The 25,423-nt window shown below is 59.9% G+C and carries 25 protein-coding genes and 1 tRNA gene; 22 read left to right on the top strand and 4 right to left on the bottom strand.

The features are described 5' to 3' along the window. Nucleotides 1-28: 28 nt before the first annotated feature. The 9 genes from V8G57_RS01990 to V8G57_RS02030 all read left to right on the top strand — a co-directional run bounded on the left by V8G57_RS01990 (nucleotide 29) and on the right by V8G57_RS02030 (nucleotide 9,657). On the top strand, nucleotides 29-919 hold the full coding sequence (locus V8G57_RS01990; RefSeq protein WP_092392200.1) for a branched-chain amino acid ABC transporter permease: 891 nt from the start codon (nucleotides 29-31) through the stop codon (nucleotides 917-919). 2 nt (nucleotides 920-921) lie between these two features. Then, complete coding sequence (locus tag V8G57_RS01995) at nucleotides 922-2,904, top strand: branched-chain amino acid ABC transporter ATP-binding protein/permease (RefSeq protein WP_092392202.1); 1,983 nt, start codon at nucleotides 922-924, stop codon at nucleotides 2,902-2,904. Nucleotide 2,905: 1 nt separating this feature from the next. Next, nucleotides 2,906-3,631 carry an ABC transporter ATP-binding protein gene (locus V8G57_RS02000; RefSeq protein ID WP_342827963.1) on the top strand — a complete coding sequence of 242 codons (726 nt, stop codon included), beginning with the start codon at nucleotides 2,906-2,908 and terminating at the stop codon, nucleotides 3,629-3,631. 191 nt (nucleotides 3,632-3,822) lie between these two features. Next, nucleotides 3,823-4,608, top strand: coding sequence for an N-acyl amino acid synthase FeeM domain-containing protein (locus tag V8G57_RS02005; RefSeq protein ID WP_342827964.1), 786 nt, complete (start codon nucleotides 3,823-3,825; stop codon nucleotides 4,606-4,608). A gap of 138 nt (nucleotides 4,609-4,746) precedes the next feature. Then, the gene (locus V8G57_RS02010; RefSeq protein WP_342827965.1) at nucleotides 4,747-7,734 is read left to right on the top strand and encodes a putative bifunctional diguanylate cyclase/phosphodiesterase; all 2,988 of its coding nucleotides are present in this window, start codon (nucleotides 4,747-4,749) and stop codon (nucleotides 7,732-7,734) included. Between the two features lie 45 nt (nucleotides 7,735-7,779). Further along, nucleotides 7,780-8,379 carry a LysE/ArgO family amino acid transporter gene (locus tag V8G57_RS02015; protein WP_342827966.1) on the top strand — a complete coding sequence of 200 codons (600 nt, stop codon included), beginning with the start codon at nucleotides 7,780-7,782 and terminating at the stop codon, nucleotides 8,377-8,379. Nucleotides 8,380-8,459: 80 nt separating this feature from the next. After that, a complete protein-coding gene (locus V8G57_RS02020; protein WP_092392710.1) occupies nucleotides 8,460-8,771 on the top strand; it encodes a Dabb family protein in 312 nt (103 codons plus the stop codon). Nucleotides 8,772-8,780: 9 nt separating this feature from the next. Beyond that, nucleotides 8,781-9,209 carry a PaaI family thioesterase gene (locus tag V8G57_RS02025; protein ID WP_092392212.1) on the top strand — a complete coding sequence of 143 codons (429 nt, stop codon included), beginning with the start codon at nucleotides 8,781-8,783 and terminating at the stop codon, nucleotides 9,207-9,209. Between the two features lie 22 nt (nucleotides 9,210-9,231). Then, nucleotides 9,232-9,657, top strand: coding sequence for a GNAT family N-acetyltransferase (locus tag V8G57_RS02030; protein ID WP_186450412.1), 426 nt, complete (start codon nucleotides 9,232-9,234; stop codon nucleotides 9,655-9,657). A gap of 4 nt (nucleotides 9,658-9,661) precedes the next feature. Here the strand turns inward: V8G57_RS02030 and V8G57_RS02035 are convergent, their stop codons facing one another. The 4 genes from V8G57_RS02035 to ygfZ are packed head-to-tail and all read right to left on the bottom strand — an operon-like array spanning nucleotide 9,662 to nucleotide 13,255. After that, nucleotides 9,662-11,089, bottom strand: coding sequence for a CoA transferase (locus tag V8G57_RS02035; protein ID WP_342827968.1), 1,428 nt, complete (start codon nucleotides 11,087-11,089; stop codon nucleotides 9,662-9,664). A 42-nt stretch (nucleotides 11,090-11,131) separates the two neighbouring features. Then, nucleotides 11,132-11,923 carry an NRDE family protein gene (locus V8G57_RS02040; RefSeq protein ID WP_342827969.1) on the bottom strand — a complete coding sequence of 264 codons (792 nt, stop codon included), beginning with the start codon at nucleotides 11,921-11,923 and terminating at the stop codon, nucleotides 11,132-11,134. Continuing rightward, nucleotides 11,914-12,207: a DUF4936 family protein gene (locus V8G57_RS02045; protein WP_092392218.1), complete on the bottom strand. Its 294-nt coding sequence runs from the start codon at nucleotides 12,205-12,207 to the stop codon at nucleotides 11,914-11,916. Before V8G57_RS02045 ends, V8G57_RS02040 begins: the two co-directional genes overlap by 10 nt. A gap of 7 nt (nucleotides 12,208-12,214) precedes the next feature. Continuing rightward, the gene (gene ygfZ, locus V8G57_RS02050) at nucleotides 12,215-13,255 is read right to left on the bottom strand and encodes a CAF17-like 4Fe-4S cluster assembly/insertion protein YgfZ (RefSeq protein WP_342827970.1); all 1,041 of its coding nucleotides are present in this window, start codon (nucleotides 13,253-13,255) and stop codon (nucleotides 12,215-12,217) included. A 96-nt stretch (nucleotides 13,256-13,351) separates the two neighbouring features. Here ygfZ and mltG point away from each other — a divergent pair, with 96 nt between their 5' ends. The 13 genes from mltG (at nucleotide 13,352) to V8G57_RS02115 (ending at nucleotide 25,325) form a co-directional block, all read left to right on the top strand. Then, nucleotides 13,352-14,359 carry an endolytic transglycosylase MltG gene (gene mltG / locus V8G57_RS02055; protein ID WP_342827971.1) on the top strand — a complete coding sequence of 336 codons (1,008 nt, stop codon included), beginning with the start codon at nucleotides 13,352-13,354 and terminating at the stop codon, nucleotides 14,357-14,359. A 79-nt stretch (nucleotides 14,360-14,438) separates the two neighbouring features. Next, nucleotides 14,439-15,065: a dTMP kinase gene (gene tmk / locus V8G57_RS02060; RefSeq protein WP_342827972.1), complete on the top strand. Its 627-nt coding sequence runs from the start codon at nucleotides 14,439-14,441 to the stop codon at nucleotides 15,063-15,065. Then, the gene (locus V8G57_RS02065) at nucleotides 15,062-16,105 is read left to right on the top strand and encodes a DNA polymerase III subunit delta' (protein ID WP_092392226.1); all 1,044 of its coding nucleotides are present in this window, start codon (nucleotides 15,062-15,064) and stop codon (nucleotides 16,103-16,105) included. The genes tmk and V8G57_RS02065 overlap by 4 nt, the downstream gene beginning before the upstream one ends. Before the next feature lie 20 nt (nucleotides 16,106-16,125). Next, a complete protein-coding gene (locus V8G57_RS02070; protein ID WP_092392228.1) occupies nucleotides 16,126-16,506 on the top strand; it encodes a PilZ domain-containing protein in 381 nt (126 codons plus the stop codon). Nucleotides 16,507-16,531: 25 nt separating this feature from the next. Next, the gene (locus V8G57_RS02075; RefSeq protein WP_342827973.1) at nucleotides 16,532-17,053 is read left to right on the top strand and encodes a GNAT family N-acetyltransferase; all 522 of its coding nucleotides are present in this window, start codon (nucleotides 16,532-16,534) and stop codon (nucleotides 17,051-17,053) included. Between the two features lie 80 nt (nucleotides 17,054-17,133). After that, nucleotides 17,134-17,718: an RdgB/HAM1 family non-canonical purine NTP pyrophosphatase gene (gene rdgB / locus V8G57_RS02080; RefSeq protein ID WP_342827974.1), complete on the top strand. Its 585-nt coding sequence runs from the start codon at nucleotides 17,134-17,136 to the stop codon at nucleotides 17,716-17,718. Continuing rightward, on the top strand, nucleotides 17,715-18,971 hold the full coding sequence (hemW, locus tag V8G57_RS02085) for a radical SAM family heme chaperone HemW (protein ID WP_342827975.1): 1,257 nt from the start codon (nucleotides 17,715-17,717) through the stop codon (nucleotides 18,969-18,971). The genes rdgB and hemW overlap by 4 nt, the downstream gene beginning before the upstream one ends. A gap of 92 nt (nucleotides 18,972-19,063) precedes the next feature. Then, nucleotides 19,064-19,153, top strand: a tRNA-Ser gene (locus tag V8G57_RS02090). A gap of 439 nt (nucleotides 19,154-19,592) precedes the next feature. Beyond that, nucleotides 19,593-22,238, top strand: coding sequence for a two-partner secretion domain-containing protein (locus V8G57_RS02095; RefSeq protein ID WP_342827976.1), 2,646 nt, complete (start codon nucleotides 19,593-19,595; stop codon nucleotides 22,236-22,238). A 6-nt stretch (nucleotides 22,239-22,244) separates the two neighbouring features. Beyond that, nucleotides 22,245-24,032, top strand: a complete 1,788-nt coding sequence (locus V8G57_RS02100) for a ShlB/FhaC/HecB family hemolysin secretion/activation protein (protein WP_342827977.1) — start codon at nucleotides 22,245-22,247, stop codon at nucleotides 24,030-24,032. A gap of 33 nt (nucleotides 24,033-24,065) precedes the next feature. Continuing rightward, nucleotides 24,066-24,956, top strand: a complete 891-nt coding sequence (locus V8G57_RS02105) for a peptidyl-prolyl cis-trans isomerase (RefSeq protein WP_342827978.1) — start codon at nucleotides 24,066-24,068, stop codon at nucleotides 24,954-24,956. A 15-nt stretch (nucleotides 24,957-24,971) separates the two neighbouring features. Then, the gene (locus V8G57_RS02110) at nucleotides 24,972-25,142 is read left to right on the top strand and encodes a hypothetical protein (protein ID WP_342827979.1); all 171 of its coding nucleotides are present in this window, start codon (nucleotides 24,972-24,974) and stop codon (nucleotides 25,140-25,142) included. A 54-nt stretch (nucleotides 25,143-25,196) separates the two neighbouring features. After that, nucleotides 25,197-25,325 carry a hypothetical protein gene (locus V8G57_RS02115; protein WP_342827980.1) on the top strand — a complete coding sequence of 43 codons (129 nt, stop codon included), beginning with the start codon at nucleotides 25,197-25,199 and terminating at the stop codon, nucleotides 25,323-25,325. The last annotated feature ends 98 nt before the right edge of the window (nucleotides 25,326-25,423 follow it).

Here is a 25,423-nt window from a genome sequence, read left to right on the forward strand (position 1 = left end):
TTTGCCATTTGTCTCTTGGGTCCATATCATGGAAATTCTGCTGCAACTCGTCTTCAGCGGCATCGCGCTAGGCATGATCTACGCGGTGATCGCTTTCGGTTATCAACTTACGTTCGCCACCTCCGGCACCCTCAACTTCGGCCAGGGTGAAGCGCTCATGCTGGGCGCGCTGGTGGGCCTCAGCCTGGTCGGCAATATCCATGGCGGCCCTTACCTGAACTATTGGTTGATGATCCCGGTGGTGATCGTGTTCGGCGCGCTGCAAGGCGTGGTGGTCGAATGGATAGGGGTGCGCCCGGCGCTCAAGATCAAATCGGAATTCGGCTGGATCATGTCGACCATCGCGCTGGCGATCATCTTCAAGAACGTCGCTGAAAACATCTGGGGCAAGGACGACCTGACTTTTCCTTCGCCCTTGTCGTCGACGCCGTTCCAGGTATTCGGCGCCAACGTCCAGCCGATGCAGGTGGTGGTGGTGCTGGGCGCGCTGGCGATGATGCTGGCGGTCGAGTTCTTCAACCGCAAATCGATTTACGGCAAGGCAGTGGTGGCGACTTCCAACGACCGCGATGCGGCCGGCCTGATGGGCATCAACACCAGCATGGTGATTACATTTTCCTACGCGTTGTCGTCGGCCACGGCAGCGTTTGCCGGCGTGCTGGTGGCGCCGCTGACCTTGACCGGCGCCACGATGGGCGCGGCGCTCGGGCTGAAAGCTTTTGCGGTGGCGATCATCGGCGGCCTGACTTCGGGCATGGGGGCGGTAGTCGGCGGCCTGATCCTGGGCATCGCCGAGACGCTGACCGGGTTCTATATCTCCACCGGCTACAAGGAGGTGCCGGGGCTGCTGTTGCTGTTGCTGGTGCTGGCTGTCAAGCCGGCCGGCCTGTTCGGCAAGACCGCCATCAAGAAGGTGTGAATATGAATAAAAAAATATTTGCACTGGCTATCGCCGGCATCCTGGTGCTGCTGGCGTTTCCCCAGGTTTTCCCGAATCCGTACTACATCCACCTGGCTGAAACCATCCTGATCTACGCCATCCTGTTGTTCGGGCTGGACATCGTGGTCGGCTACACCGGCCAGGTTTCGCTGGGACATGCCGGCCTGTTCGGCATCGGTTCCTATACGACCGGCGTGCTGGTGTTCAAGCTCGGCTGGCCGTTTCTGGTTGCAGCCCCGGCCAGCCTGGCGGTGACCGCCATCTTCGGCGCCGTCCTGGCGCTGCCGGCGCTGCGGGTGACGGGACCTTACCTGGCCATGGTCACGCTGGCGTTCGGCACCATCATCCAGATCCTGATCAATGAGATGAGCTTCCTGACGGAAGGGCCGATGGGGATCAAGTTGAACAAGCCGAGCTTCTTCGGCCATCGCCTCGACGAGGTGGAGTATTTCTACCTGGTGGCGGCGCTGATGGTGTTGTCGCTGATCGTCGTGCACAGGATCCTCAAGTCGCACCTGGGGCGTGCCTTCCAGGCGCTGCGCGATAGTCCGATCGCTTCCGATTGCATGGGGGTTTCGGTGTATCGCTACAAGGTGTACGCGTTTGTGATCAGCGCCGCGCTGGCTGGCCTGGCGGGCAGCCTGTATGCGTATTCGGAGGAATACATTTCGCCGAATACCTATAACTTCGAATTGACCATCCTGTTCCTGCTGGCGGTCATCATGGGCGGGCGCAAGAGCCGCACCGGCTCGTTGATCGGGGCCTTGATCGTGGTCATGCTGCCGAGCCTGCTGGCGGATATTGAACTGTTCCGCCAGATCGCCACGGCTGCTGCCGTGATCGCAGTGCTGGCGACCGCTTTCCTGCTCTGGAAAAAACGCATGACCTTGCGCGAAGTGGCGGTGCCGGTGGTGGCGACGGTCGGCATGGCGGTGTTTTCCTATAAGCTGGAAAGCATCACCGACTGGCGTTTGACGGTGTTTGGACTGATGACGCTGTTTGTCGTGTATTACCTGCAGGACGGCATCGTCGGTTTTGCCCGCAGCTTGCTGGGCCAGAGGATACCTGCCCGCAGCGAACCGGCCAGCGTGGCCGCCAGTCCTGAGCAGGCGTGGGCTTCGGCCGGCGGCAGCGTTGCAGCCGGCGCCACCTTGCTGAGCGGCCAGAAGATATTGATGCAGTTCGGCGGCCTCAAGGCGCTCAACGACGTCAACCTGGATATCGTCAAAGGCAGCGTGCATGGCTTGATCGGGCCGAACGGTTCGGGCAAGAGCACCATGATGAATGTGCTGACCGGCATCTACAAGCCGACTGCCGGCAAGGTTGAATTCAACGGCAAGACCATTTCCGGTTCGACGCCGGCGGCCATAGCGCTGGGCGGCGTCGCCCGCACTTTCCAGAATGTGCAGCTGTTCGGTGAAATGACCGCCACTGAAAACGTGCTGGTCGGCCTGCACCACACCTTCCGCAGCAATGTGCTGGACGTGATCTTCCATACCCCGCGGTACCGGCGCGAGGAACTGGCGGCGCGCCAGCGTGCCGCCGGCATCCTGCAGTTCGTCGGGCTGAGCGGGCTGGCGGCCGAAGAGGCGCGCAACCTGCCTTACGGCAAGCAGCGCCTGCTGGAGATCGGCCGCGCGCTCGGGCTGAATCCGGAACTGCTGCTGCTGGACGAACCGGCGGCGGGATTGACCGCGCCCGACATCAAGGAACTGATCGCGATCATCCACAAGATCCGGCAGCACGGCATCACGATCATCCTGATCGAACATCACATGGATGTCGTCATGTCGATTTCCGATACCGTGACGGTGCTGGACTTCGGCCAGAAAATCGCCGAAGGCAAGCCGGCCTCGGTGCAAAGCGATCCCAAGGTGATTGAAGCCTATCTCGGCGGCACCGCCGGCGAAGCCGCTGACGATGCCGGCAGCGCGCCGTCCACTTCCAACGCAGCGGGGTCATAAGATGCTCACGATTTCCAATTTGCATGCAGCGTATGGCAAGGTTGAAGTACTGCACGGCATTTCACTGGAGGTGCCGAAAGGCAAGGTGGTAACGCTGATCGGCTCCAACGGCGCCGGCAAGACCACCACCATGCGCGCCATCTCAGGCATGATCAAGGCCAAGTCCGGCAACGTCACCCTGGCCGGGGTCGACGTTACCGGCCTGCCGTCGCACAAGATAGCGCGTGCCGGCCTGGCGCATTCGCCGGAAGGGCGCCGCGTGTTCGCCACCATGAGCGTGGTCGACAACCTGTTGCTGGGCGCATTCCCGCGGTTCACCCGCTTGCGTCCACGCGGCGACATCAAGCACGACCTGGAACAGGCGCTGGAACTGTTTCCGCGCCTGAAAGAACGCCAGGGCCAGCTGGCCGGCACCTTGTCCGGCGGCGAGCAGCAGATGCTGGCGATGGCGCGCGCGGTCATGCTCAATCCGGAAGTGATCCTGCTGGACGAGCCCTCGATGGGCCTGGCGCCGATCCTGGTGGAAGAAGTGTTCCGCATCATTTCCCGACTCAAGGAGCAGGGCGTGACGATGCTGCTGGTCGAGCAGTTTGCCGCCGCGGCGCTGAATGTCGCCGATTACGGTTATGTGCTGGAGAATGGGCGGATTTCAGTGCACGGGCCGGCAGAGAAGCTCAAGAGCGATCCAGCTGTGAGAGCTGCTTACCTAGGTGGCGGACAGCACTGAATGGGGTAATTTTATTGCCTTGCGGAAATTATTTAAGGAGATTTGCCGTTTTGCGTTAACCAATAACCACTATGCTTGAGATGGCGGGTAGGGTTTAGTTTTCTAGAGTGCCCCGAACGTGAGAATCTGAGAGTGCCGTGATGCAGCATGCATAACTCGGTCGACTTTCTTTCAACTTCGGGAGCACTAAAATGACACAAAATCAGCAAATCACCAAGGCAAGTCAAATACCCGCCGGCATGATGGCCAGGCTGTCACCTCGGCGTAGGGCTTCTCTCCAGGTGCGGCCAGAGGAGCGTTTGCCGTTCACGATCAGGATCGCGGATGACGAGCAAGCGTTGCGCAAGGCGGTTGACATGCGGCGCGCCGCCTATGGTCGCCATTTGCCCGAGCTGGCAAAAAAAATGGGCATGGCTGAAGCGGCCGATATGGCGCAAGGGGCAATCGTCCTGTTGGCGGAATCCAAACTTGACGGTTCCTGTCTCGGTACCATACGGATTCAGACCAACCGTTTCCAGCCTCTGGCGCTTGAACAAACAGTGACTTTGCCAGCGTGGCTGCAAGGGCGGCACCTGGCCGAGGCAACGCGCCTGGGGGTGGCCGACGGTCAGGTCGGGAAAGTGGTCAAGAGCCTGTTATTCAAGGCGTATTTCCAGTACTGCTTTGCAAACGATATCGACTGGATGGTAATTACCGCACGTTCACCGCTGGACCGGCAATATACCGCGATGCTGTTTCAAGATGTCTATCCAGGACTGGGCTTCATACCGATGATTCATGTGGGGAATCTGCCGCACCGGATACTGGCATTCGAGGTTGATACGGTAGAGCCGCGCTGGAAGGCTGTCAACCACCCCTTGTACCAGTTAATTTTCGAGCTGGATCATCCCGACCTGGTTCTGGCTACGCCACAAACGCAACATGAGGGTGGAGGCGAGCAGGATGGAAATTTTCAGGAAGTCTGGCACAGACCCTAAATCGATGCGCAACTTCTGCTTGGTAATCGTCCGCTGGTGCGACAGAAGAGGGTAACATTGGAATCGGAAAAAAGTTGCCGTATTTTTACGGTACATTATTATAAAACCCCCTTCCCCTACATTTACGGATAGATGCCTATGTGGTTGTTCCATGCGGATGCGGCGAAAGACCGCGTAACAGCTTCAGGCACTCTGGACCGCTTGGTGTTTTATTTTTCAGTGGGTTTGCTGCCGCTGCTGATCATCGTGCTGACGGTGATCGGCTTCCTGACGCTCGATCATCCGTATCTGCAGCAAGGGCCGGCGCCGCTGCAGCTCCATGTCTTGAGCGACCCGGAGCAGCAGCTGACGCCCGCCCAGGCATTCCGGCAACTCGCTGAAATGCCGTTGCAGGAGCATTTCGACACGCATTTACTAGAAACACCGTTCTGGTTTTCATTCGTGGTGCCGGCGCCAGCGACAGACGGGCGCAGCGAAATTGAACTCTCGTCGCGTCATGCGCAAGACGCCATTTGCTGGGAAGGTGCCGGCGAACGCTGGCTAGGCAGTTCAAAACGTGACCAGGCGCCGGGCAAAGAGCAGGGTCGGATGAGGATTGAAAAAACAGGTTTCATCCTGTCTCTGGATGCCGGCACGCAGCAGTTGACCATACTCTGCAAGGGCAGTTTTTCCGGTCCGGCGCGGATTGCGGCTCAACGCTGGACGGTACACGACTTCGTCCTTTCACAGAACAAGTTCTATCGCAGCATCGGTTTGCTGGAAGGCGGGCTGCTGATGCTGACCATGTTCGTGCTGGTGGCGGCAATGATCAACCGCGAGTGGATGTATGTGCTGTTTGCCGTCTGGTTGTTGGGCAATCTTCGCCTTGGCGCCAATTCGATGGGCTGGGACGCCCACTGGCTGATGCTGACCATTCCCAACGAATGGCTAGGCCTGGTGCGCAAACTGACCTTTGCGACCTATTACATCGTCACTTTCACCTTGTTCCACATGTTGTTTACCGCAGAGCTGAAGAGGATCAATTTTCCGCGGGTAGAGCGCTTAGGGCAATACCTGGGGGTACCCTTGTTCGTCGCTGCCGTGACCTTGTCTTACAGCCGTTTCCTTCCGGTGCTGTGGTCATGCGCGGTAGTCGGCATAGCGGTGCTGCTTTTCCTGCTGGTGCGCATCCTGATAGTCACCCGCACGCGCGCTGCGTTCTGGTATTGCGCCTCGATGGTGGTGGTGCTGTTTGCGCGGGTAGACGAGGTGATAGGTGCCGCATTCGGCATTCGCACCTTGGACCAGGTGCCGAACAATGCGATTGCTGCGCTGCTGTCGAGCTTGATGGCGGCCTTCGCTTTTGCCGAACAAATGCGTACTGGCAAGCGCGAGCTAGCCATGGTCCAGGCTGAATTGCGCACTACTTATGAGGTCACGCCAATCGGTTTGTTTACATTGGCGGCCGACGGCAGTTTTGTACGTAGCAACCTGGCCTTGGAAAAAATCCTGGGGCGGGACAGCAGCGATCAGCGCGAAAAAAAATGGGACGATTATTTCGAACCCGGCGCTCGCGAGAAGCTGTTGCAGGTTGTTTCGGGCAATGGCGGCAACGAAGCAGAACTGCGCGGAATCACCGGTCCCGATGGCCACGCTAATTTCTACCTGGTGACAGCCACTTTCGCCAACGGCCGCATCGAAGGATCGCTGCAGGACATTACCGACCGCTCCCAGGCGGTCGAGCGTCTGCGGTTTTTTGCCGAGCACGATCCGCTGACCGGCGTCCTCAACCGGCGCGGCATCGAAATCATGCTGGAGCAGGCGATCGAGCGCCAGGCCGGCGACAGGCCGCTGGCCTTGGCTTATCTTGACCTTGACCGCTTCAAGCTGATCAACGACCTGTTCGGCCACCAGTCCGGCGACGAGGTTCTGAAACAGCTATGTTTCCGGGTGCAGCAGCTGCTGGACGGCGACTGCCATATCGGCCGCATCGGCGGCGACGAATTCATCATCCTGTTCCGGGACGTCGAGATCGGCGCGGCAACCGCCATCTGCAGCAAGATCATCCAGAAAATCAGCTACCAGTCGTATAACATCGGCGCTCGCGCATTCCAGGTAAAGGGGTCGATAGGACTGATTGAAGTCGATGCCGGCATGCGCGTGCAAGACGCCATCTCTGCCGCCGACCGCGCCTGCCGCGAAGCCAAGCGGGCCCACAACGAACATATCGTGGTGTACCAGAAAAATGCGCCGGTGTTCCGCGAGCGGCTGGAAGAACTGAGCCTGATCGAAAGGCTGGGCGGCGAATTCCTGCCGGTCGGCCTGTTTGTCGAGATGCAGCCGATCATGTCGCTGCGCGAACCGGAAGCCTCGCTCAATTTTGAGGTGTTGCTGCGGCTGCGCGACGCCGACAACAAGGTAGTGCCGGCCACCAAGGTGATTGCGGCGGCGGAAGAAAACGGCAACATCGCCGTGATCGACCGCTGGGTCATGAGCACGGTGCTGGAGTGGCTGGCGCAGCACCAGGCGCAACTGCCGCTGACAAAATTCGTTTGCGTGAATTTGAGCGGAGCCTCGCTCAACGACGAAAAATTCATCCAGGATATTTTTGTGATACTCGGCAGGCATCCGCAAGTGGTGCCGATGTTATGCATCGAAATCACGGAAAGCGTGGCGCTGCATGACCTGGAGCATACCAGCCGTATCATCCAGCGCTTGCAGGCGTTGGGCGCCAAGATCGCGCTGGACGATTTCGGCGCCGGCTATACCTCGTTTACCTATCTGAAGAGCTTGTCGGCCGATGCCTTGAAAATAGACGGCGCCTTCATCCAAAGCATGAACCAGCATCCGGCCAACGAAGCGATCGTTGAAGCCATCGTTGAGCTGGCGCGCAACCTGGGCATGAAGAGCATCGCCGAATGGGTGGAGGACTGCGCCATGATCGAAGCGCTGGCGAAGCTGGGCGTCGACTATGTGCAAGGTTACGTAGTGGCCAAGCCGCAGTCGCCGCAAGCGATACTGGAAGCCAGTTCCGCCGCCAGCTTCATCACCGATCCGGCCCTGGCGCGTTTCGTGGCGAGCCGGCGGGTCGATGGCCGGCCGTGGGTTGAAGCAGGAGATGGCTTTCCGCCCTCGGGTTTGCATTAAGCGGCAAGACGCCGATGTTATGATTACAATTTTCATGAAGTATCTATGAACGCTGCAATCTCCGGTTTTTCCCTCGGTCTTTCGCTTATCCTCGCCATCGGCGCACAAAATGCCTTTGTCCTCAAACAGGGACTCAAGCGCGAACATGTTTTCCTGGTCTGCCTGACTTGCGCGGCGTCCGACGCCGTCCTGATACTGCTGGGCGTGATGGGCCTGGGCATCATCATCGAGCAGGCGCCATGGCTGATGCCCGTCATGCGCTACGGCGGCGCGGCTTTCCTTTTGGTGTATGGCGCCAGGAGCTTCATCGCCGCCTGGCGCTCGTCGGACGTGCTGCTGCAGGCCGCGCATGTGAAAGGAGCGCTGCTGCCGACCTTGCTGACCTGCGCTGCGCTGACCTGGCTCAATCCGCACGTTTACCTGGATACGGTGCTGCTGATCGGTTCGATCTCGACCCAGTTTCCCGAGCAAAAAGGCTTGTTCGCCGCAGGCGCGATGCTGTCGTCGTTTGTCTTCTTTTTCTCACTGGGGTATGCCGCCGCCTGGCTCCGGCCGATCTTCGCCAGGCCGATGTCGTGGCGCGTGCTGGAAGTCATTGTCGGCATCACGATGTGGGCCATCGCCTACAAGCTGCTGAGCGAATAGGCTTGCCGGCCGGCCGCGCAGGTAAAATAGCGGCTGGCGCCGGGATTGCGCCATTTATTCATTACCGGACAAAGAACATCATGAGCGCGACACTGAAACACATCGTATTCTGGAAATTGAAAGAGCATGCCGAAGGCGCCGACAAGGCCAGCAACGCCTTGCAGCTGAAAGCCTTGCTGGACAGCTGCGCCGGCATCGTGCCAGGCATGCTCAGGTTCGAAGCTGCAATCGCCCAGCCCGGGCTGGAGGCGACTTACGACGTGGTGCTCAATTCCGAGTTCGCCTCGGCGGCGGCGCTGGAGGCTTACCAGAACCATCCGACCCATGTGGCGATCAAGCCTTTTGTCGGCGCAGTGCGGGAATCGCGCCAATGCATGGATTACCTGAGCTGACTGGCGGCCATGTTTCCTTCCCATGTTTTTCCTATCGATAATCCATTCCTGACCTACCTCGGCGTCGAGTTCGTGGCGATGGGCGAGGGCGCGGCCGAACTGGCCTTGACCTTGCAGCCGCATCACATGAACAGCTGGCAGGTGACCCACGGCGGCGTGTCGATGACCATGCTGGACGTGGTCATGGCCCTGGCCGGCCGTTCGCTCTATCCGCAGGCGGAAGCGGCGGTCACGGTGGAAATGAAAACCAGCTTCCTGCAACCTGCCGGGCAAACCGGCGCGCGTATTGTCGCCAAGGGCCGCGCCTTCCATCGTTCCACCACCATGTGTTTTTGCGACGCCGAGCTGTGGCACGGCGAGCAGCTGGTGGCGAAGGCGATGGGTACATTCAAATATCTCAGGCACCATCGCGCTGCACTGAAAATCAAGGCGGGCTGAGGCAGGCATGAACAATAAAGACATGAAAATTCATCTGACAGTGGATGTCTGGGCGGCGCAGAAAGCCGACGCCCGCGCAGTGCGTTTCGACGTCTTCGTGATTGAACAGAAGATCCCGGTCGAGCTGGAGTGGGACGACATGGACGAACACTGCCTGCATGCCGTCGCCTATGACGCGGCCGGCCATGCCATAGGCACCGGCCGCTTGCTGCCGGACGGCCACATCGGCCGCATGGCGGTGCGTGCAGCCGGGCGCGGCAAGGGGGTAGGCGCCGCCATCCTGAAAGCTTTGATGGCCCAGGCGCGGCAGCGCGGCGACGCCGAGGTGGTGCTGAATGCCCAGACCCAGGCCGAAGCGTTTTACGGACGCTACGGGTTCAGCCGCGACGGCGAGGAATATTACGAAGCAGGGATTGCGCACATCTGCATGCGCCACGTATTTAGCTGAACAGTCACCAGCTCGGCGCGTCGCTGCCTAACGGCACGGACGGCCGGCTCCAGTGCGCCGGCGTCAGCGACAGCTTTCCTGCATGGCTCACGGCGGTCAGGCGGCCAAAGCCGGAAGCGCTGTGCTCCAGCAGATCCTGGATCTGCTCGAATTCGACATCTGCCGTCGCCAGCCCATTCTCGATCCGTCCAAGCTGGCGCAGCCAATGGCCGGTCTGCGCCAGCGATATCCGCACATGCCAGCTGCCGCCCTCGGTGACGCGGCGCGCCAGCGCCGTGATGGCGCCGGCTGCCATCAGATAACCGGCGGCATGGTCCAGCACCTGCATCGGCAGCGGTTTCGGTTTGTCGCTGTGCGCGGCCTGCGCTTCGGCGTGGTTGAAGCCGCTGGCGGTCTGCACCAGCGAATCGAAACCGCGGCGTTCGGCCCACGGTCCGGCATGGCCATACGCCGACAGCGATACATAGACGATGCCCGGATGTTTTTTTGCCGCCGCTTCGGGGCCAAACCCCAAGGCGTCGAGGCCGCCCGGACGGTAGCCTTGCACGAAAATATCGGTGTCGTGCAGCAGGCGGCTCAGGATCCGATGATCGTCGGCCTGGCGCAAGTCGAGCTGGCATGAGCGTTTGCCGCGTCCGGTGTCGATCACCAGCGGGCCGATCGCCGGCAGTTGCGGCGCCGTCACCAGCATGACGTCGGCGCCATGCGCGGCCAGCGTGCGGCCGCAGACCGGTCCGGCGATGATGCGGGTCAGGTCGAGCACGCGCACGCCGTCCAGCGGCCGCTGCGCGACCGGCGCCGGCAGTGCGCGCGGCGGCGCATCGCCGATCTTTTCTATGGTCAGCAACGGCAGCGCTTGCACCGCCTGTCCTTGCGGATGGCGGTCCCATTCCTCGAACGAACGCATGGCGGTGACTACCAGGCCGGTAGCGGCCGCGGCTTCCTCGAAATCCTCCGCGCTCCAGCTTTGCAGCGCCTGCTGCACGCTCTCGACCGTATGCTGGCATTGCAGCAGCCTGAGCACGCCGTCGCGGTGATGCGGAAAATTGGTGTGCAGGCGCAGCCATTTGCCGTCGCCGCAACGATAGGTGCCGGCGATCTTGTCCCAGATTTCGTCGCTGCGGGCATCATTGACCCGGAAATAGCGTTCGCTGCGGAACTCGGCCGCGGCGTGGCGCATGTCGACACTGACCTGTTGCTGCTGCTGGCTGCGCAAGTACCACAGCTGCGCCGCCGACAAGGCCGCCGCCGCAATGCTGGCCTGGGCCGCGGTGCCGACTGCGAACGACGATGGCAGCACCGGGTCGCTGCCGCTCAGCGACAGCTGCGACAGCGCACCCTGCGGCTGGCCGAGGGTGCGCCACAGCTGCTGTACGACATCAGATGGGGCCAGCGCCGCTGGCGATGAGTTCGGACTGGATGGCGACAACATGTTCTGCTCCTGTATTAGCGACGCGCGGCCCCGCCGGACATGTCAGCGCGAACAGCGGGATTCAGACGGCGATGAAGTATGCGTGTGTATTTGCGAAGAAGGGCAAAACGGCGGCGCCACTCTTTCATGCAGCATGGCGCTGCCGTTAGCCTTGATCCTGACCAGGGTCGAAGCGCGCGTGCCGTAGTCCGGAGACTGGATAAATACCGCCGACAACACGCGCTCCAGTTCAATGCCGACGCCGGTGGACGGCAAGCGGCAATCGCCGGCGCGGGTGGTGTCGCTCAGCATGTCGAAGAAACAGGCGTCGGGCGCTCCCTGGCACAGCAGGCTGGCGAACTGCGCCTTGGTGCGGACCACCTTGGGCCAGCAGCCGTCCAGCGAAGCGTTCGACAGGCCGTAGATGCCGGCCGGCAGAGGCTGGCCGTTGCGGACGTCTTCTTGGTGCTTGTTCGAAAACCAGATCAGTTCCTTGCCATCGCCGACCAGCAGGTTGAAGCCGTTGTATTTTTCCGCATCGCCGGAAATTCCGGCAATGTACTCAGCCGCCGTCTTTTGGCCGCCGAGGAAATCCGACACCAGCGTGCCGCGGGTGGGCGCATCGGTGCGCCGTTCCGCCGGCGCGCGTACATTGGTGATGGCGGCAAAACGGCCGCTGCGGGTGATGCCGATCCAGGTGCCGCCGTCCTGCAGGTCGCGGCCGGCGTAGATGCCGGGCCGGTCTTCCCACCAGCCGGCGGGCGCGGTCGGGCGCGCATAGAATTCATCGCGGTTGGCGGCGGCTATCAGAGGGGAGCCAGGAATCACTTGCCACGCAAAAACGATCAAGCACATGATGAAATATTCACAAAAAATTCAGTATGACGGGGACCATCGATCAAGGCGGCGAGGCCATGCTCGGCAACCGCCTGATCGATAATTTTCGTAAAATCCGGCGGCACCGAAGAATACACCTCCATCCAGGTGTGATGTTCATCCTTGATTTCGGGACTACGTTTGAGGGCGGTGGCGATCTGGTATTGCAGCGACAGCCCGGCTTGCATTTTCGCTGCCGCCTGGTCGAACTGCTGAGCGTTGCCGGCGGCCACGCGGTAATAGATGTAGAGATCGGAGCTCATCTTGCGCTTACGCCGGCAGTTCAGCGTCAGTGACATCGACGATGGAGTAGGGCAGCGCCTGGAACTGCAGTTGCGCGCCGCTGGCCGAGCCCAGGTGGACCGTGCCGTTTTCCAAGGCTGCCAGCTTGATCTCCAGCAGGCAGCGGCTGCTGCCGGCGCTGTCGGCTTCGGCGTTGACGACCATGCCGCAGGGCTGGTCCGGATCGGCGCTGGAAAAGACTTCGGCGCCGGCGGCGATGCCGGTCGCGGCGACGCTGGCCAGTACCGCGCGGCGCTTGAGCTTGCCCAGGTACTGGCTGCGCGCGACAATTTCCTGTCCCGGATAGCAGCCTTTCTTGAAATTGACGCCGCCGATCACTTCAAAATTGATCATTTGCGGCACAAACTGTTCTTGCGTCGGCAACGTGATTTGCGCCACGCCGGCCAGGATATCGCCCAGGCGCCAGGCTGACGCGGCAACCGGCTGCAAGCTCTTGCTCAGCTGCGGCCAGGCGGCGATTGCGTGCGCGGGACTGGCGATCCATTGATAACGTGGGGCGGAACCTGCATCGGCGACCCGGATCAACGTGCCGTGCTGGTTGTCGATCTTGGCATAGGGTTCAGCCGGCAGAGCAGGGAACCAGGGCGCCAGCGCGGCGCCGGCGGCATTGCCGGCGAGGCCGAGGATGACTTGCGCATCGGACACGTCGGCCAGCTTGGCCTTGGCGCGCATGACAAACATCTGCAGGCGCTTCTGGATCGCCGCCTGCAAGCTGCGCGGCAACTGCAGCAGGATGCTGTCGCCGCTCTTCCACATCAGGAAGGTTGCCAGCAAGCGTCCTTTCGGCGAGCAATAGCCGGCCAGCCGGGCTTGTCCGGCAGCAAGGTTCTGGACATCGCTGGTCAGCTGTGTGTGCAGGAAACCGGCGGCGTCTTCGCCGGTGAGCGCGATCAGGCCCAGGTCGGCCAGCGGCGCCACGAAGGATGCGCCGGCAGCAGCCGTCGCAGGAAGCGCATCGAATGCTTGCTGCCGTGAAAAATCCAGCCAGGTACTTGTTATTTCATTCATAAATTGTAGGCATTCCCTAAACAGCGATTATCATATTGGGTTGATTATAGAGTTGTCGCAAAAAAAGCGTTGGAGTCGGCCAATTTTGCGAGATGCATGAAAACCATTCGGAGCGGACCGGTCTTGTTTAAAAAACTATTGTTGAGCGTGATCTTGCTGGGCGGCGCGGCCGCCGGCGGCGTGGCTTACTGGGCGCAGCAAGCGATTTTCGAAGCCGGTCCGGCGCGGCCGTTCACAATCAAGCCGGGCAGCACCCTGGCGAGTTCGGCGCAGCAGATTGACGAAGCCGGGGTGGGCGTCAATCCCCAGCTGCTGGAATTGCTGGCAAGGGCGACCGGCAAGGGCGGCAAGCTGAAAGCCGGCAGTTACGAGCTGAAACCTGGCACCACGCCGCTGCGCCTGATAACGCAGCTGGTGCGCGGCGAGTTTGCGCAGGAATCGCTGACCGTGATCGAAGGCTGGACATTTCGCCAGATGCGCCAGGCGGTAGCGGCGCAGCCAGCGCTGAAACACGACACAGCGGCGCTGTCCGATGCCGAACTGCTGGCAAAAATCACGCCCGACTTCAGCACGCCGGAAGGATTATTCTTTCCTGACACTTATCTGTTTGCCAAAGGATCGAGCGACCTGCAGGTATACAAGCAGGCGCACGGCCTGCTGATCAAGCGCCTTAACCAGAGCTGGGAGGGGCGCGACGCTGCGCTGCCTTACAAGACGCCGTATGAAGCCCTGATCATGGCTTCGATCGTGGAAAAGGAGACCGGCAGGCGCGCAGACCGCAGCACGATTGCCGGCGTATTCATCAACCGCCTCAAGATCGGCATGCTGCTGCAGACCGATCCGACCGTGATCTACGGCATGGGCGAGCAATACCAGGGCGCCATCCGCAAGCGCGACCTGACCACCGATACGCCTTACAACACATACACTCGCGCCGGCTTGCCGCCGACGCCGATCGCCTTGCCCGGCGCGGAATCAATCAGCGCGGCGATGCACCCGGCGCAGACCGACGCCCTGTATTTTGTCGCCAGGGGCGACGGCAGCAGCCATTTCTCGAACAACCTGGGCGAACATAACCAGGCGGTCAATCAATATCAGCGATAATCGGGACATTCGGGATATTCGATAACATTAGACAAGATTCGCCGCTACTCACAGCAGCGGCAACCCAACAGACAAGGCAATGGCAAAATTCATCACATTTGAAGGCATAGACGGCGCCGGCAAGTCGACCCACATCGGTTTTGTCGCCGACCTGCTGCGCGCGCAGGGCTTGCAGGTGGTTACCACCCGCGAACCGGGCGGCACGGCGCTGGGCGAGGCGTTGCGCGAAGTATTGCTGCATCAGAAAATGCACCTGGAAACCGAAGCGATGCTGATGTTCGCCGCCCGCCGCGAGCACCTGGCGCAAGTGATAGAACCGGCGCTGGCGCGCGGCGACTGGGTGATTTCAGACCGGTTTACCGACGCCTCTTTCGCCTACCAGGGCGGCGGCCGGCAATTGCCGCTGGCCAAGCTGGAAGCGCTGGAGCAATGGGTGCACCCGCATTTGCAGCCAGACCTGACCTTGCTGTTCGATGTGCCGCTGGAAGTGGCGCGGGCGCGCCTGGATGCGAGCCGCACGCTGGACAAGTTCGAGCAGGAAAAGGCCGCTTTCTTCGCCGCCACGCGCGCCGAATACCTGCGCCGCGCTACGCAGTATCCCGAGCGTTTCCGCGTCATCGATGCGACCCGGACGATTGCTGAAGTCCGGCAGGAACTGACGCAAATCATTTCAAGCCTGTCAGGCAAGCAAAGCGGAAAGCAATGAGCAATTCCTTGTTCCCGTGGCAGGACGGCGTCTGGCAGCAGCTGCAGCAAATGCGTGCACGCCTGCCGCACGCGATCCTGTTCCATGGCGCCGAAGGCATAGGCAAGACCGCGTTCGCCGAGCAGTTCGCGCAGTCGCTGCTGTGCGAGCAGCCGCAGGCCGACGGCCATGCATGCGGCGTTTGCGGCTCCTGCGGCTGGTTCATGCAGTACAACCACCCCGATTACCGGCGCGTGCGGCCGGAAATCCTGGACGGCGAGGATGCGGCCGAGGGCGATGGCGCAGATGGCGAGGCCGGCGACGGCAAAAAGACCGCCAAGTCAGCCAAGGCGCCATCCAAGGAAATCAAGATCGACCAGATCCGCGCCTTGTCCGGCTTCATGAATATCTCCACCCACAGGCAGGGACAGCGGGTGGTCCTGCTGTATCCGGCGGAAGCGCTGAATACCGCTGCCGCCAACGCCTTGTTGAAGACGCTGGAAGAGCCGCCGCCGAATACGGTGTTCCTGCTCAGTTCGAACAGCCTGGACCGGCTGCTGCCGACCATCTTGTCGCGCTGTCGCAAATTCGCCATGCCGCTGCCGTCGCGCGAACAGGCCATGGCCTGGCTGCGGCAGCAGGAGGTCAAGGATGCCGATGTCTGGCTGGCCGAGCAGGGCGGCGCGCCGCTGACGGCTTATGCGCAGTCGCAAAGCGAAGGACGCGAGCTGATCGACGAGTTTTTGCAGCATTTGACCAGGCCCGGCATAGACGGCGCCCTGAAATGCGCCGAGCATTTGCAGAAAACCCCGGTCGCCGAGCTGGTGGCCTGGCAGCAGCGCTGGCTGTACGATCTGTTTTCCTTTAAATTAAGCGGCACAATCCGGTATTATCCTCGTTATGAAAAGGCGCTTGCAGGATTGGCCGCCAAAGTCGAAACCGGCGCCTTGCTGCGGGCGCTGAAAAGCAGCAACGAGCGCCGCGCAATCGCAGAACACCCGTTGTCGGCGCGTCTCTTCATTGAAGACATGCTGCTGGACTACGCCGCAATGTTTGCTTGAATTTTGCTTATAGGACGAAGATGGCTGAAAACACCACAATCCCGGCTGAACCGGTCAAACTAACCCGGCCATCGGTCTTGTCGCTGGTGATCAAGGAAAAATCGGCCTTGTATGCGGCATACATGCCGTTCCTGACCAACGGCGGCATCTTTGTGCCGACCAACAAGAGCTATCACCTGGGCGACGAGATCTACCTGATCCTGAGCCTGATGGACGACGGCACCAAATATCCGATCGCCGCCAAGGTGGCCTGGATCACGCCCAAGAACGCCAATAACAACAAGGCGCAAGGGGTAGGCGTGCATTTCCCGGACGACGACAGCGGCCAGCGCCTGCGCAAGCGGATCGAAGAAGTGCTCGGCTCGGCGCTCGGTTCTGCGCGTCCCACTCATACCTATTAAGGCTGGCCCAGCCAGCAGCATCTCGATGAACCAAACGAACTACAGTTTCAGGATCGCCGGCCAGCAGGATTTGCCGGCGATCGTTGCCATCTACAACAGCACCGTCGCCTCGCGCGAAGTCACCGCCGATACCGAACCGGTCACGCTCGCCTCGCGCCAAGCCTGGTTCGACCATCACAACGCCGAACGCCGGCCGTTGTGGGTGGTGGAACAGCAGGGCGCGGACGGCCAGCCGGCCATCCTGGGCTGGCTGTCGTATTCCGATTTCTATGGCCGCCCGGCTTATGCCGGCACCGCCGAGCTGTCGATCTATATCCATGAAGACGCGCGCGGCAAGGGCATGGGCCGCTATCTGCTGGGGCTGGCGATCGAGCGTGCCCCGAGCCTGGGCGTGCACACCTTGCTTGGTTTCGTTTTTGGCCACAACCAGCCTAGCCTGAAACTGTTCGATGCCTTCGGTTTCGAGCGCTGGGCCAATATGCCGCGCGTCGCCACGCTGGACGGCATCGAGCGCGACCTGGTGATCCTGGGCAAGCGCGTCGCCTGATCCGTTTTAGCTGCGGGTCCGACGTCAATTCCTGCCGGTGCTAAAGTACCGGCTTTCTCCTATCTTGTTTCGAGTTGCTCATGTCACGCACCCTGGTCCTGGCCTCCAATAATGCCGGTAAATTGAAAGAATTCGGCGCTTTGCTGGCGCAGATCGATTTCGAGGTCCGTCCGCAAGGCGAATTCGATGTTCCGGAAGCGGAAGAGCCGTACCTGACCTTTATCGAAAACGCCCTTGCCAAGGCACGCCACGCCTCCCGCCTGACCGGCTTGCCGGCGCTGGCCGACGACTCCGGCGTCTGCGTCAACGCCTTGGGCGGCGCGCCCGGCGTATTGTCGGCGCGTTACGCCGGCGAGCCGAAATCGGACGCGGAAAACAATCGCAAGCTGGTTGCCGACCTGGCGCCGCATGCCGACAAATCGGCCTATTATTATTGCGTGCTGGTGTTCGTGCGCCATGCCGACGATCCGCAGCCGGTGATCGCCGACGGCCGCTGGAACGGTGTCATCATCGATCAGCCGCGCGGCGCCGGCGGTTTCGGCTACGACCCGTATTTCCTGCTGCCGGAGCAGGGCAAGACCGCGGCTGAATTCAGCGCCGCCGAAAAAAACGCCGTCTCGCACCGCGGCCAGGCATTGCGCGCGCTGGTAGAAAAATTACGATGATCCCGATCAAACCCATAGGCATGCCTGGACAGGCCAAGAGCCCAGCCGGCGACAAGCCGTCGGCAGCGGCCCAGGCGGCGCTGGCGTATCTGCAGCCGGGCGCGCTCAGCCTGAGCGCCTTGCCGCCGCTGTCCCTGTACATTCACTTCCCGTGGTGCGTGAAAAAATGCCCGTATTGCGATTTCAATTCGCATGAAGCCAAAGGCGGTTTTCCTGAAGAGGAATACCTGGCGGCCTTGCGCGCCGACCTGGAAGCGGCGCTGCCGCTGATCTGGGGCCGCAAGATCTATACGATCTTTATCGGCGGCGGCACGCCCAGCCTGATGTCGGCAGCCGGGCTGGACCGCCTGATGTCGGATGTGCGCTCCCTGCTGCCGCTGGACGGCGCAGCGGAAATCACGATGGAAGCCAATCCTGGCACCTTCGAGGTGGAAAAATTCAAGGCCTACCGCAACAGCGGCATCAACCGCCTGTCTATCGGGATCCAGAGCTTCAACGGCCGCCATTTGCAGGCCCTGGGTCGGATCCACGACGACGGCGAAGCGCGCCGCGCAGTCGAGATCGCCCATGCGACTTTCGATAATTTCAATCTCGACCTGATGTATGCCTTGCCGTCGCAAACGCTGGCAGAGGCACAGCAGGATGTGGCTACCGCCATCGGCTTTGCGCCGCCGCACCTGTCGCTCTATCACCTGACGCTGGAACCGAACACCTATTTCGCCAAGTATCCGCCGGCAGTGCCCGACGACGACGCCAGTGCCGAAATGCAAGACATGATCAGCGCCCACACCAGCGCCGCCGGCTACGGACATTACGAAGTGTCGGCCTACGCCCAGGCTGGCCGCCAGGCGCGCCACAACCTGAACTACTGGCAGTTCGGCGATTACCTCGGCATCGGCGCCGGCGCCCACTCCAAACTGTCGTTCCCGCACCGCGTGATCCGCCAGATGCGCTACAAGCAGCCCAAGGCTTACCTGGAACACAGCCGGCTCGGCAATGTGGTGCAGGAAGAAACCGAAATCGGCCGCGACGACCTGGGTTTTGAGTTCATGCTCAATGCACTGCGCCTGAACAACGGTTTCGAGGTGAACCTGTTCAGCGAGCGTACCGGGCTGGCGCTCAACTCGATAGAGAAATCCCTGAACCAGGCCGAGGCCAAGGGTTTGCTGTACCGCGATCACAAGATCATCCGGCCGACCGAGCTGGGGCGGCGCTTCCTGAATGATTTGCAGCAGGTGTTCCTGCTGGATTGAGCGGTTTTCCTCGTAAAGTCAGGCGAATTCCAGGAAAAAGCGTGTCCGGTATCGTTAATTTTCTGCAAAATGGGTATAATTACGACCTCTCAGGAAGTGTGGCCGAGTGGTTGAAGGCACTAGTCTTGAAAACTAGCGACGGTTTATCCCGTTCGTGAGTTCGAATCTCACCGCTTCCGCCAGATATTTTCATTAACCCCTTGATGTTTAAGGGGTTTTTGTTTTTCTGAGCGTCTTGGTATGCCATCTCTATTTGGCTCGGATTAATCGGCATTGGCATCGCATGGACGGTGGCAGGCCGCCTCTGCGTTATTTTTACCTCTACCGTCCCTTCTGCAGAAACCGAACTCACTTGTATTACCGATTGCCAGAATCCATCTCAATGTAGCTACGTCAATTTGATTTTTCGCGTTCGAGTGCGCGGAGGGCGTACATCGTATGTGGCGATTCGTAATCGGTTCTTGCGTGTGCTCGGAGAATGAAATTTTGCCCTTTTGATGCCAATTAACCACAAATGTGTCAAAGATTGCAAAGTAGACCATGTTTCATGGAATTTCCGTAGGTAAACATGATGCCGTTTTGTAAAATCGCGCTTCGGGGAAATAATAAAGAAGGCAACACATGGGGAAGCATGGGGAGTTCACGAACGGCCATCAGGTCATCGTGATCGGAACGGCGTGCCGGAAACCGCTCGCGCTGTTGATCAGTCTGTGGCTGGGTACGTCAGGATCGGGCTGGGCGGCGGGCATTGTCAGCGATGGCGGTACAGCCACTACGGTCAGCACGGCCGCCAACGGCAGGCAAACCGTCAATATTGCTCCCGCAATTTCAGGTGTTTCTAACAACACCTACAATCAATTCAATGTAGGCCGAGCTGGCGCCAGTCTCAACAATGTCGGCATCAACGCCCGCAATATCGTCAACCAGGTCACCAGCACCAATCCCAGTCTGATCCAGGGCGACATTACTGTCCTGGGGCCACGTGCCAACGTCATTTTGGCCAATCCTAACGGGATCACAGTGAATGGGGGATCGTTCGTCAATACGGGCAACGTGGCCCTGACCACGGGGCGGGTAACGTTCAATGATTTCATCCCGGCTCCGGGCCTGACCCAGCGCAATATCGTTCTCAATACGAATCAGGGCCAGATCGTCATCGGCCCGGAAGGCCTGAGCGGCGCCATGCTCAACCTGGAATTGATCACCAAGAATCTGATGGTCAACGGCCCCGTCACTAATTCTTTCAGCGGCAGTTCCGCCGGGATCAGGGCCATCGTTGGCGACAGCCATGCCGAGATCGATAGCAGCGTGTCTCCGACCGACAATCTGACGCCGTGGATCAGCTATACCTCCCCGAATACCAAGAACCCGATCACCGCCATCGACATTACTCCGCTGGGCAGTCTGACTGCAGGCCGGGTCGAATTGATCGTCACCGACCAGGGGGCGGGCGTGCATCATGCCGGCGCGATGTACGCCAATGTCGGTGATTTCTCGGTATCAGCCAGTGGCGATATCCAGATTGCGGGCGGCACGATTGCTGCAATCGGCAACCTGATCGTCGCCGCGCCTGGGCTGAGCACGACAAGCGGCGTCAACGGCAAGCCGTCGCTGAGCGCTGGCGGCAATGTCGATGTGCGTTCGACTTCGATCCAACTGGCGAATACCATGGTGAGCGCCGGCAGTCCAACCATCACGCAAGCCGGCGACATCCTGCTTGGCGTCCAAGGCAACGCCACCACAACTGATACAACAATCGCCAACAGCAATTTGACCGCGACCGGCGGCATTGGCGTGTTTAACCAGGGGCATGCGCTGCAAGTCAACGCCAGCACCATGAATGCGCAGCAGAATGTGCTGCTGAACGCCGATAACATCAATCTGGCGTCGGGTTGGAATGGACAGACGGCAGCGCCAACACAAGTGAACTCAAGCAGCGGCATTGTCACCGTTACCTCGCCCGGCGCATTGTACATGTCCGGTGCTCAGATCAATGGTACGGCGGGAAGTGTCGTCAATGTCTCCAATCTGACCCTGACGGCTTTGCACAGCCCCGATGGCAGCACCTTGCAACGGGCCGCTCTGCAATCGACCGGCGGCGCAGTGACCGTCAAGGCGACCGGGTCGATCAGTATCACCGGCGCGGACCTGCTGGCAACGACCGATATCGCCACCAATAGCGCCGGCTTTACGCTGCAAAACGATGGCGCCGCGCGCTCGACCGTCGTTGCCACTAACGGTGGCGTGGTCGTCAATAGCAGCGCGGACATTCTCAATAGCGGCAGCCTGATTCAAGGAAATGTGCGCAACGTTGCCAATAACGCTTCGCTAGGGGCGGTCACGCTGACAGCCGGCGGCAATATCCTGAATGAATCGCCGGACGCAAATGCGCTGGCTGCTGTATTTGGCGTGAATGACGATGTGAACTTGCAAGCCAAGGGCAATATCGAAAACCACTATGGCCGTATCCTGACAAACAACGCGCTGCACATCGCAGCGTTGGGTGACGTCAGCAACATCGTCGACAAGCAGGCCGGCAGCAATAATGAACAGCCACAGACCAGCCAGAGCCAAGGCACACGCTGGCTGATTTTCACTAAAAGCAGCAATAATTTTTCTGTCGATTACGGCCAGTTGGACCGCCCGGATCAGCTCTCTTATTTAGTGTCGTATGCAGGGACTACGATCAGTGGCAGAAATGTATTGAATCTGGGCGGCGTGATTCTGGCCAACAGTAACAGCGACATCACGATCAACGCGGCCCAATCGTTCCAGAATTCAGCGCTGTTTTCCGGGCAGGCCCAGTTCCAGCGAAGCTGCCTGTTTGTTTGCCATGGCAGCGCATCGAGTACGGTGCAAAGCGTCGGCGGCAACATCAGCGCCGGCAACAATATCCAGATTACGGCAGGGACCACCGCCAGCAATATCGGCGGCACCGTCACCGCATCAGGCGGGAATTTGACCGTGACCGCTCCGACCGTCCTGGCGCAGGGTGTACTCGGCTACCGCGCCTATGAACAGTCGCGCGGCTTCAAATCCTGGTTCGGCGACACCTGGGCACGGTTGTATGCGATGGATGTCGGCGGCAGCTGGATGGCCAATGTCGGCAAGATCGTCATCAACGGTCAAGAGGTCATTGACGGCGGCTCGTTCAGCGGCGCCGGCGGCGTCACCGCGACAGGCGGCGTGCTGACTTTAAAGAATCCGCAAAATGATCCGGTCACGATTAACCGTCATCTCGGCTTGATCAGCTGGTTGTGGCACTAAGGGTAAATGATGCGAACCAGTTTTACTCCGCGTTTGCGGTCCACGACGCTGACGGTAGCCTTGTTTTTGATCGGTTCTGCCGCCGCGCAGCAGGCCTGGGCGCAGCAAACACCACGGATTGAACAGGATCCGGGGCAGCGTCTGCTGCAGGAACAGAAAGATCGCGAGCGTGAGCGTGCTTTGAATCAGCCGCCGCCGCAAATCACGGTTGAGCAGCCGCCACTGCAAACGCTGCCAGTCGGTGTCGATATCGAATCGCTGCCGGATACCGAGCCGACCTTTAAAATCGACCATATCGAGCTGGTCGGCAATTCCGTGCTGCCGGCGGCGATAGTGGAAGAGATTACCCGGCCATTCATCGACAAGCATCTGGGCAGCAATCGCATCAATTTATTGTTGCGCCGCTTGACCGAAGCGTTTGTGGCGCGCGGATTGATCACCACGCGTGCCTATCTCGGTCAACAGAATCTCAAGGACGGCAAGCTGATCATCACCGTCATCCCCGGCAAGATCGAAAAAATCACCCTCAACGGTCAACCATTATCGACCGCGCAAGGCTATGCCAGCCCCAGTCCGCTGCAGGGAGGCGGCTGGCTGACCGACCGCGGTGTCTTGCTGGCCGTGCCGACCGCTGTCGGCGAAACGCTCAATTTGACCGATCTGGAACAGGGTGTCGACCAAATCAATCGCCTGCGCCGCAACAAGGCGGAAATGCAGATCCTGCCGGGCACCACGCCTGGCAGTTCGATCGTCGCGCTGAACAATCCGCCCGGAGACCGCTTCTGGTACAACGTCGGCGTCGATAACTATGGCAGCAACCAGACCGGCCTGGTGCGCACCAATCTGAGCGCCGAGGCCGACAACTTGCTCGGCCTGCAAGAGATGTTCTCGCTCAGCTACAGCGGCAGCCTCGATACCAATGCCTTGGTTGGTTCTATCACACTGCCGGTTGGCTACAGCACCTTCAGCTATACCGGTGCGATTTCCGAATACCAGAACCTGGTCGGCAATACGGCGCTCCTGTACGGCAACACGACCAGCCACACTTTCGGCTGGAATTATGTGTTGTCGCGCAGCCAGGCCGTCAAAAATGCGCTGGATGTCACCTTATCGCGGCGTAAGGTCGCGCGCAATGTGAATGACCTTGACCTGGATCCGCAGAGACTCACCGTATTGCGCATCGCTGCCAATACCTTGCATCGTTTTGCCTTTAACGAGCAGCAGGCAAGCTGGACACTGGACATCGGCCTGTCGCAAGGTCTGCACGCGCTGGATGCCAGTACGGATGCCTCGGATATCAAGAGCGGCGATGCCCATAGCCAGTTTACCAAGCTCGATACCACGGCGACCCTGTCGCTACCTCTCGGCAAGCTGGGCGCCGCTGCATGGAACTGGCGTGCGCAATTGAATGCGCAGTGGAGCAAGCAAGCGTTGTTTGGCTCAGAGCAGATTTTTGCCGGCGGCATGTCGTCGGTGCGGGGCTTTCAGGATAACAGCGGCACCAGCGGCGATCGCGGCCTGACATTACGCAACGACGTGGCCTGGGTCAATGCGCCGGAGTTCGCCGGCATTCACGTCGAGCCCTATGTGTTCCTGGACGCCGGCCGCACCGAGTTGATCGCACAGAGGGCTTGGCAGCAACTGATCGGCACCGGCTTCGGCGCGCGGTTGCAGGCCATGATTGGCAAACAACGCTTTACAGGCGAAGTGCTGTTGGCGCGTGCCTTGTTACAACCGGATAATTCACCGCCTAAAAACACCTTGTTACTTGCCAGTCTGAACTGGTCATATTGAGTTTTTTGTTATGCAAAGCAAAGAGGAAATGCCATGTCTTATGCAACCACATATCGCCAACTGCAACCCTTACTCATCGCGTGCAGCCTCGCTGCTGCTGTCGTCACGCCAGCGGCCTATGCGCAAACAGCCGCCGCGCCAGTGACTGCTCCAGTGGCTGCGAGCAGCCTTGCACCAGGCGTGATCGCCAAGGTCAATAACGTCGCCATCACCGATGCGCAATTGCAGCGCGCTATTCAACAATCCGGGTTGCCCGACAGTCCGAATTTGCGCGCCGCATTGAAAAATCAATTGATATCCCGCGAACTGTTCCGCCAGGACGCAGAAAAAACGCACGCTTATGACAATCGGCCAGAAGTTAAACAAGCCGTGCAAGAAGCCAAGGACGCGGCGATCACCCAACTGTATTTGCGCGATGTCATCAAGCCCGCAGCGGTCACCGAGCAGCAAGTGAGGGCGCAGTTCGACAGCATTGTCGCCAGTCTGGGGGATAAGGAATACAAGTCGCGTTTGATTCAAGTGGGCGATGCTGCTGCCGCAGCTGACGTGTTGACCAAGCTGAAGGCCGGAGCCGATTTCGCCCAACTGGCGCAGCAAGCCAGCCTGGCGCAAAACAAAGTACGCGGCGGCGAACTGGATTGGATCAGTTTCAAGACGCCGGCCCAGGAAGGGCATACACAGAATCTGCCATTGCCGATTGCGCAGGCGCTGACCGCTTTGCCGGCCGGCGGGGTGACATCGACGCCGGTGAACTGGAATAACACCTACTTCATTCTGAAATTGGAGCAGGTGCGCCCGACGCAGGTGCCGAAATATGATGACGTGAAAGCCGTGTTGCGTCAGCAGCAGGAAGCGGCCGCTTTAGAAAAAGCGACAGTCAGCGTTGTGAGCGGCCTGGTGAAAAAAGCCAAGATCGAGCAGTAGTAGAGGAGTGGGGGCATGACCGCTATGAAGAAAGACGACCCAACCGGTCTACGTGGGGTGATTTGTCATCACTTAACAAATGGTGACAATCATTGGCCGTGGTCCATAGGCAACGAATTGCAAACGATTGAAAAATCGGCGGCTGATGGTGGAACTTCCCTCGTGTTGCCGGACGGCGCTTTGTAAAATGGTTTTTCAGCAAGAATAATGCCGCGCCACTCCAGTAGCAGGGGAAAAAATTTGAAAACCTATTTCGTCTTGGTGGCCTTGTCGTGCATCCCGCTGCTGCGCTTGCTGGTGCTGGACCTTTATCAGCGCTGCGGCGCACGGCTGAACGAATTGGTTCGCAAGCCAACGATTCAAAACTAGCAGCTCCTCATCACAGAGCAGCCAGCGCTGTACGGACAGTGTTGATGGGCAGTCGTATTTGCCCGGCAAGCACGGTCTCAACAATATTGCATCAATAA

Origin of the sequence: Collimonas rhizosphaerae, assembly GCF_038896935.1 — a bacterium.
Lineage (GTDB): Bacteria > Pseudomonadota > Gammaproteobacteria > Burkholderiales > Burkholderiaceae_D > Collimonas > Collimonas rhizosphaerae.

Excerpts from the sequence above, each read along its gene's own strand:
- V8G57_RS01990 (WP_092392200.1), top strand. The coding sequence starts at position 29 with ATGGAAATTCTGCTGCAACTCGTCTTCAGCGGCATCGCGCTAGGCATG.
- V8G57_RS01995 (WP_092392202.1), top strand. The coding sequence starts at position 922 with ATGAATAAAAAAATATTTGCACTGGCTATCGCCGGCATCCTGGTGCTG.
- V8G57_RS02000 (WP_342827963.1), top strand. The coding sequence starts at position 2,906 with ATGCTCACGATTTCCAATTTGCATGCAGCGTATGGCAAGGTTGAAGTA.
- V8G57_RS02005 (WP_342827964.1), top strand. The coding sequence starts at position 3,823 with ATGACACAAAATCAGCAAATCACCAAGGCAAGTCAAATACCCGCCGGC.
- V8G57_RS02010 (WP_342827965.1), top strand. The coding sequence starts at position 4,747 with ATGTGGTTGTTCCATGCGGATGCGGCGAAAGACCGCGTAACAGCTTCA.
- V8G57_RS02015 (WP_342827966.1), top strand. The coding sequence starts at position 7,780 with ATGAACGCTGCAATCTCCGGTTTTTCCCTCGGTCTTTCGCTTATCCTC.
- V8G57_RS02020 (WP_092392710.1), top strand. The coding sequence starts at position 8,460 with ATGAGCGCGACACTGAAACACATCGTATTCTGGAAATTGAAAGAGCAT.
- V8G57_RS02025 (WP_092392212.1), top strand. The coding sequence starts at position 8,781 with ATGTTTCCTTCCCATGTTTTTCCTATCGATAATCCATTCCTGACCTAC.
- V8G57_RS02030 (WP_186450412.1), top strand. The coding sequence starts at position 9,232 with ATGAAAATTCATCTGACAGTGGATGTCTGGGCGGCGCAGAAAGCCGAC.
- V8G57_RS02035 (WP_342827968.1), bottom strand. The coding sequence starts at position 11,089 with ATGTTGTCGCCATCCAGTCCGAACTCATCGCCAGCGGCGCTGGCCCCA.
- V8G57_RS02040 (WP_342827969.1), bottom strand. The coding sequence starts at position 11,923 with ATGTGCTTGATCGTTTTTGCGTGGCAAGTGATTCCTGGCTCCCCTCTG.
- V8G57_RS02045 (WP_092392218.1), bottom strand. The coding sequence starts at position 12,207 with ATGAGCTCCGATCTCTACATCTATTACCGCGTGGCCGCCGGCAACGCT.
- ygfZ (WP_342827970.1), bottom strand. The coding sequence starts at position 13,255 with ATGAATGAAATAACAAGTACCTGGCTGGATTTTTCACGGCAGCAAGCA.
- mltG (WP_342827971.1), top strand. The coding sequence starts at position 13,352 with ATGAAAACCATTCGGAGCGGACCGGTCTTGTTTAAAAAACTATTGTTG.
- tmk (WP_342827972.1), top strand. The coding sequence starts at position 14,439 with ATGGCAAAATTCATCACATTTGAAGGCATAGACGGCGCCGGCAAGTCG.
- V8G57_RS02065 (WP_092392226.1), top strand. The coding sequence starts at position 15,062 with ATGAGCAATTCCTTGTTCCCGTGGCAGGACGGCGTCTGGCAGCAGCTG.
- V8G57_RS02070 (WP_092392228.1), top strand. The coding sequence starts at position 16,126 with ATGGCTGAAAACACCACAATCCCGGCTGAACCGGTCAAACTAACCCGG.
- V8G57_RS02075 (WP_342827973.1), top strand. The coding sequence starts at position 16,532 with ATGAACCAAACGAACTACAGTTTCAGGATCGCCGGCCAGCAGGATTTG.
- rdgB (WP_342827974.1), top strand. The coding sequence starts at position 17,134 with ATGTCACGCACCCTGGTCCTGGCCTCCAATAATGCCGGTAAATTGAAA.
- hemW (WP_342827975.1), top strand. The coding sequence starts at position 17,715 with ATGATCCCGATCAAACCCATAGGCATGCCTGGACAGGCCAAGAGCCCA.
- V8G57_RS02095 (WP_342827976.1), top strand. The coding sequence starts at position 19,593 with ATGGGGAAGCATGGGGAGTTCACGAACGGCCATCAGGTCATCGTGATC.
- V8G57_RS02100 (WP_342827977.1), top strand. The coding sequence starts at position 22,245 with ATGATGCGAACCAGTTTTACTCCGCGTTTGCGGTCCACGACGCTGACG.
- V8G57_RS02105 (WP_342827978.1), top strand. The coding sequence starts at position 24,066 with ATGTCTTATGCAACCACATATCGCCAACTGCAACCCTTACTCATCGCG.
- V8G57_RS02110 (WP_342827979.1), top strand. The coding sequence starts at position 24,972 with ATGACCGCTATGAAGAAAGACGACCCAACCGGTCTACGTGGGGTGATT.